Annotated in this window: 17 protein-coding genes; 13 read left to right on the top strand and 4 right to left on the bottom strand. The window is 65.5% G+C overall.

The annotated features are described in order from the left end of the window. The 4 genes from GQ651_RS08145 (at position 1) to GQ651_RS08130 (ending at position 4,510) form a co-directional block, all read left to right on the top strand. Positions 1 to 1,032: a GNAT family N-acetyltransferase gene (locus tag GQ651_RS08145; protein ID WP_160763675.1), complete on the top strand. Its 1,032-nt coding sequence runs from the start codon at positions 1 to 3 to the stop codon at positions 1,030 to 1,032. Beyond that, positions 1,029 to 2,063 (top strand): GTPase ObgE, encoded by a 1,035-nt coding sequence (gene obgE, locus GQ651_RS08140; protein WP_160763674.1) that lies wholly within the window; start codon positions 1,029 to 1,031, stop codon positions 2,061 to 2,063. Before GQ651_RS08145 ends, obgE begins: the two co-directional genes overlap by 4 nt. Beyond that, the gene (gene proB / locus GQ651_RS08135) at positions 2,051 to 3,151 is read left to right on the top strand and encodes a glutamate 5-kinase (RefSeq protein ID WP_160763673.1); all 1,101 of its coding nucleotides are present in this window, start codon (positions 2,051 to 2,053) and stop codon (positions 3,149 to 3,151) included. Before obgE ends, proB begins: the two co-directional genes overlap by 13 nt. 93 nt (positions 3,152 to 3,244) lie before the next feature. Beyond that, positions 3,245 to 4,510 carry a glutamate-5-semialdehyde dehydrogenase gene (locus GQ651_RS08130; RefSeq protein ID WP_160763672.1) on the top strand — a complete coding sequence of 422 codons (1,266 nt, stop codon included), beginning with the start codon at positions 3,245 to 3,247 and terminating at the stop codon, positions 4,508 to 4,510. Here the strand turns inward: GQ651_RS08130 and GQ651_RS08125 are convergent. Beyond that, positions 4,500 to 5,093 (bottom strand): histidine phosphotransferase family protein, encoded by a 594-nt coding sequence (locus GQ651_RS08125; protein ID WP_160763671.1) that lies wholly within the window; start codon positions 5,091 to 5,093, stop codon positions 4,500 to 4,502. The genes GQ651_RS08130 and GQ651_RS08125 overlap by 11 nt on opposite strands. 48 nt (positions 5,094 to 5,141) lie before the next feature. Here GQ651_RS08125 and GQ651_RS08120 point away from each other — a divergent pair, with 48 nt between their 5' ends. The 3 genes from GQ651_RS08120 (at position 5,142) to GQ651_RS08110 (ending at position 7,043) form a co-directional block, all read left to right on the top strand. Then, positions 5,142 to 5,324, top strand: coding sequence for a DUF3553 domain-containing protein (locus tag GQ651_RS08120; RefSeq protein WP_160763670.1), 183 nt, complete (start codon positions 5,142 to 5,144; stop codon positions 5,322 to 5,324). 112 nt (positions 5,325 to 5,436) lie between these two features. Further along, positions 5,437 to 6,207 (top strand): GNAT family N-acetyltransferase, encoded by a 771-nt coding sequence (locus tag GQ651_RS08115; RefSeq protein WP_160763669.1) that lies wholly within the window; start codon positions 5,437 to 5,439, stop codon positions 6,205 to 6,207. A gap of 17 nt (positions 6,208 to 6,224) precedes the next feature. Continuing rightward, positions 6,225 to 7,043, top strand: a complete 819-nt coding sequence (locus GQ651_RS08110; RefSeq protein ID WP_160763983.1) for a lysophospholipid acyltransferase family protein — start codon at positions 6,225 to 6,227, stop codon at positions 7,041 to 7,043. A gap of 7 nt (positions 7,044 to 7,050) precedes the next feature. Here the strand turns inward: GQ651_RS08110 and GQ651_RS08105 are convergent, their stop codons facing one another. Both GQ651_RS08105 and GQ651_RS08100 read right to left on the bottom strand, forming a co-directional pair. Next, complete coding sequence (locus GQ651_RS08105) at positions 7,051 to 7,671, bottom strand: thiamine phosphate synthase (protein ID WP_160763668.1); 621 nt, start codon at positions 7,669 to 7,671, stop codon at positions 7,051 to 7,053. Between the two features lie 228 nt (positions 7,672 to 7,899). Further along, complete coding sequence (locus GQ651_RS08100) at positions 7,900 to 8,232, bottom strand: TfoX/Sxy family protein (protein ID WP_160763667.1); 333 nt, start codon at positions 8,230 to 8,232, stop codon at positions 7,900 to 7,902. Between the two features lie 48 nt (positions 8,233 to 8,280). On the opposite strand from GQ651_RS08100, the gene GQ651_RS08095 reads away from it, so the two are divergent. Genes GQ651_RS08095 through GQ651_RS08085 form a run of 3 tightly spaced genes read left to right on the top strand, consistent with a single transcriptional unit; the run spans position 8,281 to position 11,686 of the window. Further along, a complete protein-coding gene (locus tag GQ651_RS08095) occupies positions 8,281 to 9,018 on the top strand; it encodes an RNA methyltransferase (protein WP_160763666.1) in 738 nt (245 codons plus the stop codon). A 56-nt stretch (positions 9,019 to 9,074) separates the two neighbouring features. Further along, positions 9,075 to 10,217: a heme A synthase gene (ctaA, locus tag GQ651_RS08090; protein WP_160763665.1), complete on the top strand. Its 1,143-nt coding sequence runs from the start codon at positions 9,075 to 9,077 to the stop codon at positions 10,215 to 10,217. Beyond that, positions 10,214 to 11,686: a carboxypeptidase M32 gene (locus tag GQ651_RS08085; protein WP_160763664.1), complete on the top strand. Its 1,473-nt coding sequence runs from the start codon at positions 10,214 to 10,216 to the stop codon at positions 11,684 to 11,686. The genes ctaA and GQ651_RS08085 overlap by 4 nt, the downstream gene beginning before the upstream one ends. A 4-nt stretch (positions 11,687 to 11,690) precedes the next feature. On the opposite strand, the gene GQ651_RS08080 is transcribed toward GQ651_RS08085, so the two are convergent. Then, entirely contained in the window at positions 11,691 to 12,080 is a 390-nt protein-coding gene (locus tag GQ651_RS08080) for a DUF1801 domain-containing protein (RefSeq protein WP_160763663.1), read from the bottom strand. A gap of 39 nt (positions 12,081 to 12,119) precedes the next feature. Here GQ651_RS08080 and GQ651_RS08075 point away from each other — a divergent pair, with 39 nt between their 5' ends. The 3 genes from GQ651_RS08075 (at position 12,120) to GQ651_RS18895 (ending at position 13,865) form a co-directional block, all read left to right on the top strand. Further along, on the top strand, positions 12,120 to 12,542 hold the full coding sequence (locus GQ651_RS08075; RefSeq protein WP_160763662.1) for a PaaI family thioesterase: 423 nt from the start codon (positions 12,120 to 12,122) through the stop codon (positions 12,540 to 12,542). Between the two features lie 79 nt (positions 12,543 to 12,621). Next, positions 12,622 to 13,602: a ketopantoate reductase family protein gene (locus GQ651_RS08070; protein WP_160763661.1), complete on the top strand. Its 981-nt coding sequence runs from the start codon at positions 12,622 to 12,624 to the stop codon at positions 13,600 to 13,602. 131 nt (positions 13,603 to 13,733) lie between these two features. Continuing rightward, entirely contained in the window at positions 13,734 to 13,865 is a 132-nt protein-coding gene (locus tag GQ651_RS18895; RefSeq protein ID WP_264464686.1) for a hypothetical protein, read from the top strand. Positions 13,866 to 13,873 lie beyond the last annotated feature (8 nt).

Raw genomic sequence — 13,873 nt, 5'->3', positions numbered from 1 at the left:
ATGTCACACGCGGCGCTTCCCGAACTGAGGACGCCGCGGCTGACGCTCCGGCCCCTCGAAATGACCGATGCCGACGCCATCGTGGAGGGCGTCGGCAATTTCGACGTGTCCAAATGGCTGGCCGTCGTGCCCTATCCCTATGGCCGCGCCGATGCGCGGTGGTTCCTGAACCGTGTCCGCGAAGAGCGGCGCAAGGTCTGGGCGATCTGCAATGCACATGGGCTGATCGGTGTGGGCGGGATTGAGGACGAGCTCGGATATTGGCTGGCCCGGCCCGCGTGGGGCAAGGGGTATGGCTTCGAAGCGGCCCACGCCATCGTCGCGCACTGGTTTTCCGACCCGGAGGCCGGAACGCTTCTATCCCATGTCTTCGACGGCAATGACCGCTCGGCAGCGATCCTGACCGCACTCGGCTTCCGCCCCGTAGAGCGGGTCGAGCGGGATGCCCGCGCGCTCAGCCAGAGGGTGACCGCGCTTCGCGTCTCGCTGACCCGCGCGGATTGGGAGCGTCGGCAGGACTTCACGCTCTATACGCCGCGCCTGACGATCCGGCCCCTGACGCTGGACGACGCGCCCGCCTTCAAAGCGCTTACCGTGCGCGAGGTCGCGCGCAATCTCGGCCGCGTGAAGCCCGACATGACGCTGGACGAGGCGCGGGCGGACATGCCCCGCCGCATCTGGCGCGGTTATCCGGGCTTTACCCTCGCGGTCGAGCAGGGCGACCGGATGATCGGCTGGGTCGGCTTCGGGGGGCTGCCTCTCAGCGTCGGCTACGCTCTTGCGCCGGACGCCTGGGGGCAGGGGCTGATGACCGAGGCGCTCTCGGCGGTCATGCCCGAGCTTTTCATGCGTTTTCCCGTGAACCGCATCGTTGCGGACCATTTCGAAGACAACCCCACATCGGGCGTGGTCTTGCGGAAACTGGGCTTCGATGTCACTGGCGAAGACGTCTCCACATCGCAAGCAAGGCTTGAGCCTTGCCGCGTGATAACCTACGCCGTGACGCGCGACAGCCTGAAGGTGCCGGTATGAAATTTCTAGACCTTGCCCGCGTCACGATCCGCTCCGGATCGGGCGGCAACGGATGCATCAGCTTCCGTCGCGAGAAGTTCATCGAATATGGCGGCCCCGATGGCGGAGATGGCGGTGACGGCGGCGATGTCTGGGCCGAAGCGGTCGAGGGGCTGAATACGCTTATCGACTTCCGCTACCAGCAGCACTTTTTCGCCAAGAACGGCCAGCCCGGCATGGGCCGGCAGCGGACGGGCAAGGATGGCGACGATATCGTGCTCCGCGTTCCCGTGGGCACCGAGATCCTCGATGAGGACGAAGAGACCGTGATCGCCGACCTGACCGAGGTGGGCCAGCGTGTCTGTCTTGCCAGGGGCGGCAATGGCGGTTTCGGCAACCTGCATTTCAAATCCTCGACAAATCAGGCGCCCCGCCGCGCCAATCCCGGCCAGCCCGGTGTCGAACGCGAGATCTGGCTGCGCCTTAAACTCATCGCGGATGCGGGGCTATTGGGTCTGCCCAATGCGGGCAAGTCCACCTTCCTCGCCGCCACGTCAAACGCGCGGCCCAAGATTGCGGATTATCCCTTCACCACGCTTCACCCGAACCTCGGTGTGGTGGGCGTCGACGGAGCGGAATTCGTCATGGCCGATATCCCCGGCCTGATCGAAGGCGCCCACGAGGGGCGGGGAATCGGCGACCGCTTCCTTGGCCATGTCGAGCGCTGTTCGGTGCTTTTGCACCTCGTTGACGGCACGTCCGAGGATGTGGCCGCAGACTGGCAGACCATCATCACCGAGCTTGAAGCCTATGGCGGCGAGCTGGCCTTCAAGCCCCGGATCACGGCGCTCAACAAGATCGACGCGCTGGATGACGAAGAGCGCGCCGAGCGCATCGCAGCGCTCGAGGCGGTGGCCGGCCCGGTTCTGGCCATGTCGGGCGTCAGCCGCGAAGGTCTGACCGAGGTGCTGCGGGCCGTCCGGGCCAAAATCGAGAAGGACCGGAAGCTGGCCCGCGACGCCGACAAGGAGGACGAGCCTTGGCGTCCCTGAGCGCGGCCCGCCGTGTCGTCGTCAAGATCGGCTCGGCGCTGCTGGTCGAGAACGGGGCGCTTCGGGCGCGCTGGCTCAACAGCCTGGCCGAGGATGTGGCGGCGCTCAGGTCGCGGGGGGCAGAGGTCATTCTGGTCTCGTCCGGCTCCATCGCGCTTGGCCGCGCGGTCCTGAACCTGCCCACCGGGACGCTGCCCTTGGAGCAAAGCCAGGCAGCGGCGGCGGTGGGGCAGATCCGGCTGGCGCGCGCCTATGAAGAGGCGCTTCAGCCCCACGGGATCACCACGGCACAGGTCCTTGTGACCTTGGAAGACAGCCGTGACCGCCGCCGCTATCTCAACAGCCGCGCGACGCTGGAGCAGCTTCTGTCGCTCGGCGTCGTGCCCATCGTGAACGAGAACGACACGGTCGCCACCGACGAGATCCGCTATGGCGACAACGACCGTCTTGGCGCGCAGATCGCCGTGACGGTGGGGGCGGATGTGCTGGTGCTGCTCTCCGACGTGGACGGCTTCTACACCGCCAACCCCAAGGACGACCCGACCGCCCGCCGCTTCGACGTGATCGACCGGATCACACCCGAGATCGAGGCGATGGCAGGCGATGCCGGGACGGGTCTCTCCAAGGGTGGGATGAAGACCAAGCTGATGGCCGCCAAGACTGCGACGGCGGGTGGGGCGGCCATGGTAATCACTTTGGGGTCGCCCGATAACCCTCTGGAACAGATCGAAAAAGGCGCGCCTGTCACGTGGTTCGCGCCCGAGACCGACCCCCAGCTTGCCCGCAAGCGCTGGATCGCCGCGATGAAGCCGAGGGGGCGCGTGGTGGTCGATGCGGGCGCGGCGCGGGCGCTCGGTCAGGGCAAGTCGCTTCTGCCTGCCGGCGTTATGCAGGTCACCGGCGCCTTCGGGCGGGGCGACCCCGTCGATATTGTCGGACCGGACGGGGCGCGGCTGGCGCTCGGGCTTGCGCGATACACCTCCGACGAGGCTGACGCGATCAAGGGCCAGCGCTCGGATCGGATCGAAGAGATCCTCGGCTATCCGGGCCGCGCGGCGCTGATCCATCGCGACGACATGGCGGTGTAGCATAGCGCGTCGTGGCTCGGTGCGAACGTCAACAAATCTGGCGGGACGCCGAAACTTCCCTTACACTCTGACGAACCCAGAAGGACCGGACACATGAAAGACGCATCCGATATCCATGAAATCATGATGGAAATCGGCCGCAAGGCGAAAGCGGCCGCGGCTGAGCTCGCCTTCGCGCCGGCCGAGGTCAAGCGTCAGGCGCTGGAAGCCGCCGCCGATGCCGTCTGGGCGCGCCGGGGCGAGATTGTCAGCGCCAATGCCAAGGATATGGAGTTCGGCCGTGAAAAGGGTCTGAGCGACGCGATGCTCGACCGTCTGTTCCTCGACGAGGACCGGATCAGGTCAATCTGCGACGGACTCCGCACCGTCGCGGCGCAGGACGATCCGGTGGGCGAGATCATCACCGAATGGGACCGGCCCTCTGGGCTACATATCCAGCGCGTCCGCACGCCCCTTGGCGTGATCGGCGTGATCTATGAAAGTCGGCCCAACGTGACCGCGGATGCGGGGGCGCTTTGCCTCAAGTCCGGCAATGCCGTGATCCTGCGCGGCGGCTCGGAAAGCTTCCATTCGTCCGGCGTCATTCATGACTGCCTTGTGGACGGGCTGGAGCAGGCCGGGCTGCCCCGCGCCGCGATCCAGCGGGTGCCCACCCGCGACCGTGCGGCGGTGAGCGAGATGCTGACCATGACCGACCATATCGACGTGATCGTGCCCCGTGGGGGCAAGGGCCTTGTCGGGCTTGTCCAGCGCGAGGCCCGCGTGCCCGTTTTCGCCCATCTCGAAGGGATCGTGCATGTCTATCTCGACGCCGCAGCCGACCCCGAAAAGGCGCTTAAGGTGGTCATCAATGCCAAGACCCGGCGCACCGGCATCTGCGGCTCGGCGGAATGCCTGCTGATCCACCGCGATATCGTCGACACGATCGGGCAGGGCGTCATCAAGGCGCTTCTGGACGCCGGTGTCGAAGTGCGGGGCGACGAGATGCTCCAGAAGATCGACGGCGTGACACCTGCCACGGATGACGACTGGGGCCGCGAGTTTCTCGACATGATCATCGCCGCCAGGGTGGTGGACGATGTCGACGCGGCGATCCAGCACATCCGCAGCTATGGCTCGAACCACACCGACTGCATCATCACCGAGGATGACGCCGCCGCAGCCCGCTTCTTCCAGAGGCTGGACAGCGCCATCCTGATGCGAAACGCCTCGACCCAGTTCGCGGACGGGGGCGAGTTCGGCATGGGCGCGGAGATCGGGATCGCTACTGGCAAGATGCATGCGCGCGGCCCCGTGGGCGCGGCGCAGCTTACCAGCTTCAAGTATCTGGTGACAGGCGACGGAACCGTCAGAAGCTGACGGTCACCGTATCCTCGCCGAGCGCGACCGAGAGTGAGCGCCCGGCATCTCCTGCCGCAAGAGGCAATAGCGCGAAGTGCACGTCGGACGCGGGCAGCCGCTCGGGCATGGCCCGGCCGCGGGCGAGTTCCCAGAGCATCTGATCGTCCCTCAGCCGTTCGCCGTGACCGCTCACGCGCCAGGCATTGCCCGTTTCGCTGACCGTGATCGTGCCGCCCCGGGGGAGGTAGCCCTCGACGCATTGGATCGCCAGATAGGCCAGCTTGACGTCGCGGCGTGGCCGGTCGCCGTCGAGCGTCCACCTGACCGACACCCGGCCCGAGCGGTAGGTGGCGTCGAGAATCCCCATGATCTCGCTCCGTGCCATGGATGCCTCGGCCGATGCGGCCCCGAAGGCGACCCGGAAGAAGCGTATCCGCGCATTCGCGTTCTCAACCGATTCCGAAATCAGCGCCAGCTCCGGACCCTGCGCCTGTCCGGACATCTGCAGCAGCTCCACACCGTTGCCGATCGCGCCAAGGGGAGAGATCAGGTCGTGACAAATCCGCGATCCGATCAATGCGTTGAGGTCAATCCCGCTCATCGTGCTATCTGTCCTCTCGAAACCCATCTTGATCACCTCAGGACCGCTATGACCGACATGACTTCACTTCTCGAGCCGGGAATGCTCGTCCGGCACCCCGACCGGCCCGATTGGGGCACGGGGCAGGTGCAATCCAATATCGGCGGCACCGTCACGGTGAATTTCCCCGAAGAAGGGAAGGTCGTCATTGATGGAAAACGCATCGGCCTCATCCCCGTGTTCGATGCCTGACCCGACGGGTCTAGCACAACCATTGCGTGTGGGCAATTCGCATGACGCCCCGTTGCATCGCGCGGGGCCTGCACATAGAAGGCCTGAACCGTCACGACCCGCCCCGAGGGCCATGCAAGAAGACGACAGCCACCTTGTCACGCGTTTCGCCCTGTCAGAGGCTGACCGCCTCGCTGCCGAGCGTCTGCGCTATACTGTCTTCGTCGAGGAACTGGGCGGCGACGGCTCCCTTGTCGATCACGAGGGCCGCTTCGAGCGTGACCGTTTCGACGACCACGCCCGTCACCTCGTTCTCATTGACACGAGACGCGACAAGGCGGCGCTCGAACATGTGGTGGGCGTCTATCGTCTGATGGATGGCGAGATCGCCGATAAGCTCGGCGGGTTCTACAGCGAGGGCGAATACGACCTGACCCCTCTCAAATCTTCGGGCCGGAAGCTGCTGGAACTCGGGCGCTCCTGCGTGCACCCCGATTTCCGGGGCGGGACGGCGGTCTACCGGCTTTGGAACGCACTGGCCCAGCATGTCGAGGAGACCGGAATCGAGGTTCTGTTCGGCGTGGCCAGTTTCCATGGCCGCGATCCGCAAGCCATCGCACCTTCGCTCTCGCTTCTCTACCACGCTCATCTGGCCCCGCGCGAGCTGCGCGTCCGCGCCCGTGAGTACCAGCCGATGAACCTTGTCGCGCGTGACAAGATCGACAAGGCCAAGGCGATGCGCGACGTTCCTGCGCTGATCAAGGCTTACCTCCGGCTCGGCGGGTTCGTGGGCGACGGCGCCTATATCGACCACCAGTTCAACACGATCGATGTCTGCCTCGTTATGGATATGGAGCGGCTGAATGCCCGCTCTCGGGCGATCTACGGAAAATCCCGGCTGTGAGCCGCGATCCGACATGGATGGGCGAGGATGACGTCCCGCCGCTCGAGCTGACGGCTTTGGGCTATCTGCGCGCTGTCCTGCGCGGTCTGGTTCTGGCCGTTCTGGTCTTCGGCTGCCTGCTGATCCTTCTGCTCCTGCGTCTGGCCGAGCGTCCGCTTCACGGAGTCCAGCGCCCCTGGACGCCGCATATCACCCAGTTCGTCTGCCGGAACGCCTTCCGCATCCTCGGGATACGCTACGAGAGCCACGGCGAACGCATGACGGAACCCGGCGCGGTTGTGGCGAACCATTCCTCCTGGCTGGATATCTTCACGCTGAATGCCGAGAAACGGGTTTATTTTGTCGCCAAGGCCGAGGTCGCCTCATGGCCGGGGATCGGCTGGCTGGCGAGGGCAACGGGCACGGTCTTCATCCGGCGGGACGCGCGCGAAGCGGCGGCCCAGAAGCAGATTTTCGAAGAGCGGCTGACGGCTGGCCATAAGCTCCTGTTCTTTCCCGAAGGCACCTCTACCGACGGGCTGCGCGTGTTGCCGTTCAAGCCGACGCTTTTCGCGGCCTTCTTCAGCGACGCGCTCCGCGATGTGCTCTGGGTGCAGCCTGTCACCGTCGTCTATCATGCGCCTCGAGGTGCCGAAGAGCGCTTCTATGGCTGGTGGGGGGACATGAGCTTTGCCTCGCATCTCGCAAAGACACTCGCCGCATGGCCGCAGGGCCGGGTCGAGGTCTGGTGGCACAAACCTGTCCGTGTGAACGCCTTCAAGGACCGGAAAGCTCTTGCCCGTCATTGCGAAATCGCAGTACGCGAGGCCCATCCTCTGGCGGTCGGAAAGAGCTGAGCGCGCCTCAGCCCATCGCCGCGATCAGACGTCCGAGAGCCTCAGCGGGATCGTCGGTGGACCAAATTTCCTCTCCTATGGCGAAGAAATCGGTGATCGGCGCAAGCCGCGCGATGGCGTCCGCATCGAGAGCGCCTTCGGCCACCACCGGCACCTCGATCATCTCGGACCACCACGCAAAAAGGTCATCCCCGGCCCGGCTTCCGTCGCCGAGCGCTGTGGCGCCGACCGGTCCGAAGGCGACATAGTCGGCGCCTGCTTCGCCCGCCGTCATGCCGTCGTGACGGGAGGAGGCGCAATAGGCCCCGACGATGGCGTCCGCGCCGAGCGCGGTGCGCGTCTTCCGGACCGACCGGGCGCCATCGGTCAGATGCACCCCGTCCAGCCCCAGACGCTCGGCCAGTGCCACATGGGTGTCGATGACAACGGCCACGTCGCGCGCATGGGCGACCTCTCGCAGCGCATCCGCCGCCCGCGCCAGCCGGTCCTCGTCCCGCGTGGCAAGCGCGATGCGAAGGCAGGCCACCTCATGGGCGTCCATCACCCGCGCCAGCTCGGCAGGGAAGCTCGACAGCTCGATTTCGGGCGGTGTCAGAAGATAGATTTGCGGAGTCTCGGTCTCGGCCACTGGCTTGGGGTCCTTCGAAGTCTTTGCCCCTCATAGGCAGAAACGCGGAGCGGCGAAAGCCCGCTTGAATGCACCCGGCAGGAGGCGAGGGGCCAGCCCCTCGCGCTCCCCGGAGTATTTCTCAACAGAAGAAGCGAAAATTTGAGTCAAATTGTTTTCGCCTGTTCGGAAATATCCCGGGGGGAGGCGCGCGGCAGCGCGGCGGGGGGCAGAGCCCCCTCTGTCCGGTCAGACCCTGGGCGGCAGGTCGGCCACGTTGGCCAGCGCCAGCGCCATGAGAGCGGAGCGGCGCGCGTCATCCGCGAGGGCCTCGTCCGTGACGTCCACCAGACCGCCCATCGGGCGGCCGGTGAAAGCCATGGGCGACGTCCCGTCGATCTTCAGCGCCTGGGAATGGCGGGATTTGCCCACCCGGAACATGCCGCCACCCTTGTGGACGCCGCAGAGCATGTGCCCGTCCTTCATGAAGCAGAGACCGCCGAACATCCGCCTTTCCTCGATCGTTCCGAACTCTGCCAGATCGCCGCGCAAAAGCTCCGCCAGTCCTTCATCATATGCCATGACACCCTCTCTTGCGCTTGCCGTCCGTCGTCCTTAATCCCCGCCATTATGACAGACCAACCCGCATTCGTCCTCATTCGTCCGCAGATGGGCGAGAATATCGGCGCCGCCGCGCGCGCCATGTGGAATTTCGGCCTCGACCGGATGTGCGTCGCGGCACCCCGGGACGGCTGGCCCAATGCCCGCGCCGTCGCCATGGCGAGCGGGGCCGGACGGCTTCTGGACGAGGCGCGGCTGGCCGCAACCACCGCCGAGGCCATCGGCGAGGCGCAGTATGTCTATGCCACCACCGCACGTCAGCGCGACCTGACAAAGCCCGTCTTCACGCCCGAGGCCGCCATGCAGGACGCCGCTGCCCGCATCGCGCGGGGCGAGCGGGTGGCGGTCATGTTCGGGCCCGAGCGTGCCGGGTTGGAGAATGACGACATCGCGCGGGCGAACGCCATCATCTCGGTTCCGGTGAACCCCGAGTTTCCGTCACTCAACCTTGCCCAATGCGTCCTCCTCACGGCCTATGAATGGCGCCGTGCGACCGAGGAGACCGAAGCGGTGACCACCGAGATGGCCGGCACCGAGTGGGCCAGCCAGATCGAGGTCGAGAAGCTGGCTGAGCACTATGAGGACCGCCTCACCGAGGCCGGTTTCTTCTTTCCCGAGACCAAGGCGGAGGGCATGAAACGCACGCTCCGCAATCTCTGGAGCCGGATGCCGCTGACCCGCGCCGACATACAGGTGCTCCATGGCATCCTGCGTCAGATGGTCCGCTGGAAAGAGCGGGGCGACTGACTGGACGGCGTCTCGCCCGAGACATAGGTTTCGCGCAAGCGACAGGGAATGAACCGATGAGCGAGAAGCGCAGCATCTTCGAAGAGGTCGACGCAAAGGCGAAACCCGCCGCCAAACCGGCGGGCGGCGTCATCGACAACGCGGCGCGGCGGGGCGCGCGGCGTGCGATCCGTCTCTGGCTGATGGTGCTGTTCGCGCTGGTCGTTGTGATGATCGCTGTGGGCGGCCTGACCCGGCTGACAGACTCGGGCCTTTCCATCACCGAATGGGCGCCAGTCACCGGGGCGATCCCGCCCCTCAGCGAGGCCGACTGGCAGGCCGAATTCGACCTCTACCGGCAAATCCCCGAGTACCAGCTTCAGAACCGGGGCATGTCGCTGGAAGAGTTCAAATACATTTACTGGTGGGAATGGGGCCACCGGCAGCTTGGCCGCGTCATCGGACTGGTCTGGGGCATCGGTTTCCTCTTCTTCCTGCTGACCAAGCGCATTCCCACAGGCTGGACCGGGCGCCTGCTGCTTTTGGGTGGTCTGGGCGGCCTGCAGGGGGCCATCGGCTGGTGGATGGTGTCTTCGGGCCTAACCGGCACAATGCTGGACGTGGCGTCCTACCGGCTTGCCACGCATCTCGGGCTGGCCTTCGTGATCCTTGGGCTGATCGCGTGGTTCGTCTTCCTTCTGGGACGAACCGAGGCCGACCTCTTGCAGGCGCGCCGGAGCCGCGATGCCAAGCTCTTCTCGATGGGCACGGGGCTGACCCATTTCGCCTTTCTGCAAATCCTCATCGGCGCACTCGTGGCCGGTATCGACGCGGGCCGGACCTATAACGAATGGCCGCTCATGGGCGGGCAAATCTTCCCTCCGACGGCCTTCGATCTGGAACCGGTCTGGCGGAATTTCTTCGAGAACGCGGGCCTTGTTCAATTCATCCACCGGATGGCGGGGTACCTGCTCTTTGCCTTCGGCATCGTCGTCTGGCTTCGTGCCCGCAAATCGGCCAATGCGCGGACCCGCTTCGCCTTCAACGCGATGATGGCGATGATGGTCCTGCAGGTTCTGATCGGGATCATGACGGTGCTCTACTCGGCGCCGCTTCTGCTTGCGATCCTGCACCAGTTCGGCGCGGTCGTGCTGTACGTCCTGATCCTGCGGGCGCGGTTTCTTGCGCAATACCCCGTCAATCAGTCGGTGCGCGGATGAGCGGCGCCTTCGACGCGCTGATGCGCTTCCAGCGCGAGACCGAGGCGCTGAGCCAGGTCATGGGCCGTCTCGGCTGGGACCAGGAGACTATGATGCCCGAGGGCGCCGCCGAACAGCGCGCCGAGGAGATGGCGGCGCTGGCGGGTGTGTTGCACCGCCGCCGGACCGATCCCCGCATCGGTGAGTGGCTGGCCGGGGCCGAAGCCCCGGATGAGCTCGGCGCACGCCAGCTTGCCGAGGTTGCGCGCGAATTCGAACGAACGGCACGCGTTCCCGAAGAGCTTGCGAGTGCGCTCGCCCGCACCACGTCGCTCGCCCACCGGGTCTGGGCCGACGCGCGGGCGACCGAGGATTTCGCGCTCTTCCTGCCCAAGCTCGAAGAGGTCGTGGACCTCTCGCGCGAGAAGGGCGCGGCACTGGCGGATGGGGGCGACGCCTATGACGCGCTTCTCGAAGACTACGAGCCGGGCACGACGGCGGCGGATCTGGATGCGATGTTCGGCGCACTCCGCCCGCGCCTGACCGCACTTCGTGACCGGGTGCTTGGGGCCGATCGTGCGATCCCGTCGCTCGGTCGCGACTTCGACGAGGCCGGGCAACTGGCGATCTCGACCGATCTGGCGCGCGCCTTTGGCTATGACACGAACCACGGGCGGATCGACAAGGCGGTCCATCCGTTCTCGTCCGGTTCGGGTCTCGATGTGCGCATCACCACGCGGACCGAAGCGCATAACCCCGCCAATTGCTTTTACTCGACCATCCACGAGGTCGGCCACGCCACCTACGAGCAGGGGGTTGCCCGTGCGCTTCTCCTGACGCCGCTCGGGCGGGGCGCGTCCATGGGCGTCCACGAGAGCCAGAGCCGCATCTTTGAGAACCAGCTGGGCCGGAGCCGCGCCTTTACCGGCTGGCTGCATGGGCGAATGGAGGCGGAGTTCGGTGACATCGGGACCGATGCGCATGGCTTCTACGGCGCGATGAACGCCGTCCGTCAGGGCTATATCCGGACCGAGGCGGACGAGGTGAATTACAACCTGCACGTCCTGATGCGCTTCGACATCGAGCGTGACCTGATCGCGGGCCGTCTTGCACCCGCCGACTTGCCCGAGGCGTGGGATACCCGTTTCGAGTGGGATTTCGGCGTCGCGGTCGACAAACCGTCGAACGGTTGCCTTCAGGACGTCCACTGGTCCGAGGCGTTGTTCGGCTATTTCCCGACCTATACGCTTGGCAATGTCTATGCGGGCTGCCTCCATGCGGCGATCCGGGCGGATATTCCCGACCTCGACGATCATCTGGCCAAGGGTGATCCGATGCCCGCGGTCCTTTGGCTTCGCGAGCGGGTCCATGTCCACGGCGCGGCAAAGGAGCCTGCGCAGATCATCGCGGATGCAACCGGCCGGACACCGGACGAGGGGCCTCTTCTGGATTATCTCGAAGACAAGTTCGCGGCACTCTACGGCGTGTGACGCGTCAGGTCGGCTCGACGGGCCATGTCTTTGCCAGATCGTCCAGACCGGAGCGGATCAGATCGGCCAGAGCCTCGGTGTCGATCTCGTCCATCCGTTTGACGTACCAGCAGCTTTTGCCGCGCCTGTGCGGGCCGAGCCGTGCGGCGAGGGACGGAAACTCGGTGTATCCCGGCAGGATATAGATCGAGAATTCGCGCTTGCCGATGCCGAACCCGGTGGCCAGCCAGTCGCCCTCGCGCCCGCTGTCATAACGGTAGTGATATTTCCCGTAGCCGATTTTCTCGCCCCAGAGCCTGGGCTGAAATCCGGTCACCTCGCGGAAGAGAGCATCCAGGGCAAGCGCATCCTGTTTGCGGGTGTCGTCGGTCAGGGCTGCGATGGGGGCCAACATGGGATTGTCCTTTCCGGCCGCTGGGGTAAAGCATAGTTCATGGAACCGAAAATGACATTGGCCGAGTTGCGCGACTTCTTCGCGCGGGATTTCCCGCAGGTGGGACCGGAATTCGGCATCGACGCCGTGGGCCCCATGGAGGCTGTGGTCCGCTGGTCGCCCTCCGACGCGCATCTGAGGCCGGGGGGCACCGTCTCGGGGCCGACACTCTTCGCGCTTGCCGATCTGGGTGTCTATGCCGCGCTTCTGGCGATGATTGGGCCCAAGGCGCTGGCCGTGACCACCAATGCCAGCATCGACTTCATGAGGAAACCCTTGCCGGGACAGGATATTCTGGCCGAAGTGCGGCTTTTGAAACTGGGCCGCGCCCTGGCGGTGGGGGATGTTCTGATGCGGTCGGACGGGTCAGACGCCACCGTGGCCCGCGCCTCGATGACCTATTCGATCCCGCCCAAGGGATAAGCGGCGCGGGACTTCGCCCTTGCCCGGCGGCCTTATGCGGTGCCTACTGGCGATGGGACAGCGGACGGGGGGCGAAGCCATGAGCGGGGATGACTATCACGTTGCGGTTTTCGGCGGCGGTTCGGTGGGCCTTTGCCTTGCCGCGCATTTCGCCGTGGCGGGTGCGCGGGTGACCCTTCTGGTGCGGGACGCATCAATTCCGACCCTCAGGGGCAAGCCGATCACGGTGACCGGTCTTCTGGGCGATCACACCATCCCGGCCGGAACGATTGCGCTCTGCGACGCGGCCCGTCCCACCGACGATGTGCTGGGCGCGGATATGCTGGCACTGACCACCAAGGCCCAGGATGTCGAGACGGCCTTGAAACCCTTCGCCGCCGCCGGGACGTGCCCGCCGCTTCTTCTGTTGCAGAACGGTATGGGCTCGGCCGAGATTGCCCGCCAGACGGTAGGGCCGGGTGCCCCGGTCTATTCGACCGCCATGATGATCGGCATGGTCCGCGGTGCTCCGGGCGAGGTCGAGGTCACGGCGCAGGCCAGCCCGATCAACTGCGGGGCCCTTCTGGGGGACGCTACAGGACTGCTCGACCGGATGATCGACGTGGCTGGAGCCGGGTTCATCCCGATGAGGCATGACCCGGCGATCCGCGAAACCATCGCCTTCAAGCTGTTGTTCAACTGTTGCATGAACCCGACGGGGGCGCTGACCGGACAGACCTATGGCGAGCTTCTGGAAAACCCCGACAGCCGCGCCCTGATCGTCGGTCTCGCGGACGAGGCGCTGGCCGCCTTCGCAGCCGCATTCGACTACCGGCCCGCCGCCAGCGGGCAGGACTATGTCGATACGACGCTGGACAAGATCGTTTTCCCGCGCGGGATCAAACACCGTTCATCCATGCTGCAGGACCTGCAGGCCGGCCGGACAACCGAAGTCGATTTCCTCAACGGCGCGGTCATCAGGATCGCGGAAGAGCATGGCCTGTCTGCTGCTCGACACGAAACTATCCTCTCCCTGATCAAGGCCCGCGCGGCCACGGGAGAGGCGACGCGGGCGGGGTGAAGCACAAGCCGCACTTTTGCGCACGTGCGGCAACATCCTGACCGGCAACACTTTGTTTCCCACACGGCACTCGCCTTTTGTCGGCAGCGCCGCCAAAATATCACCGGGTTGTTAATTGTGGGGGGCTGGTTATGCCGAAACGACTGCTCGCGTTCATTCGCGGATCCGAAGACGCCTATCCGGGCGATTACCTTGTGGCGATCGTTGCGGTGGTGGTCATCATGCTGTCGATCGTCGCGGTAATGATGCGCGGACTGGTCTGACGGGCAGG

This window comes from Kangsaoukella pontilimi, assembly GCF_009830125.1.
GTDB classification, from domain to species: Bacteria; Pseudomonadota; Alphaproteobacteria; order Rhodobacterales; family Rhodobacteraceae; genus Kangsaoukella; species Kangsaoukella pontilimi.
The sequence above is the reverse complement of the archived record's forward strand: the minus strand, read 5'-3'. Positions and strand labels throughout refer to the sequence as shown.

Bases quoted from the DNA above. Each gene is read 5' to 3' on its own strand.
- GQ651_RS08080 (WP_160763663.1), bottom strand. From the start codon at position 12,080: ATGTTGGCCCCCATCGCAGCCCTGACCGACGACACCCGCAAACAGGAT.
- ctaA (WP_160763665.1), top strand. From the start codon at position 9,075: ATGAGCGAGAAGCGCAGCATCTTCGAAGAGGTCGACGCAAAGGCGAAA.
- GQ651_RS08115 (WP_160763669.1), top strand. From the start codon at position 5,437: ATGCAAGAAGACGACAGCCACCTTGTCACGCGTTTCGCCCTGTCAGAG.
- GQ651_RS08145 (WP_160763675.1), top strand. From the start codon at position 1: ATGTCACACGCGGCGCTTCCCGAACTGAGGACGCCGCGGCTGACGCTC.
- GQ651_RS08085 (WP_160763664.1), top strand. From the start codon at position 10,214: ATGAGCGGCGCCTTCGACGCGCTGATGCGCTTCCAGCGCGAGACCGAG.
- GQ651_RS08075 (WP_160763662.1), top strand. From the start codon at position 12,120: ATGGAACCGAAAATGACATTGGCCGAGTTGCGCGACTTCTTCGCGCGG.
- GQ651_RS08110 (WP_160763983.1), top strand. From the start codon at position 6,225: ATGGGCGAGGATGACGTCCCGCCGCTCGAGCTGACGGCTTTGGGCTAT.
- GQ651_RS08125 (WP_160763671.1), bottom strand. From the start codon at position 5,093: ATGAGCGGGATTGACCTCAACGCATTGATCGGATCGCGGATTTGTCAC.
- GQ651_RS08070 (WP_160763661.1), top strand. From the start codon at position 12,622: ATGAGCGGGGATGACTATCACGTTGCGGTTTTCGGCGGCGGTTCGGTG.
- GQ651_RS08130 (WP_160763672.1), top strand. From the start codon at position 3,245: ATGAAAGACGCATCCGATATCCATGAAATCATGATGGAAATCGGCCGC.
- GQ651_RS08120 (WP_160763670.1), top strand. From the start codon at position 5,142: ATGACCGACATGACTTCACTTCTCGAGCCGGGAATGCTCGTCCGGCAC.
- obgE (WP_160763674.1), top strand. From the start codon at position 1,029: ATGAAATTTCTAGACCTTGCCCGCGTCACGATCCGCTCCGGATCGGGC.
- GQ651_RS08100 (WP_160763667.1), bottom strand. From the start codon at position 8,232: ATGGCATATGATGAAGGACTGGCGGAGCTTTTGCGCGGCGATCTGGCA.
- GQ651_RS08095 (WP_160763666.1), top strand. From the start codon at position 8,281: ATGACAGACCAACCCGCATTCGTCCTCATTCGTCCGCAGATGGGCGAG.
- GQ651_RS18895 (WP_264464686.1), top strand. From the start codon at position 13,734: ATGCCGAAACGACTGCTCGCGTTCATTCGCGGATCCGAAGACGCCTAT.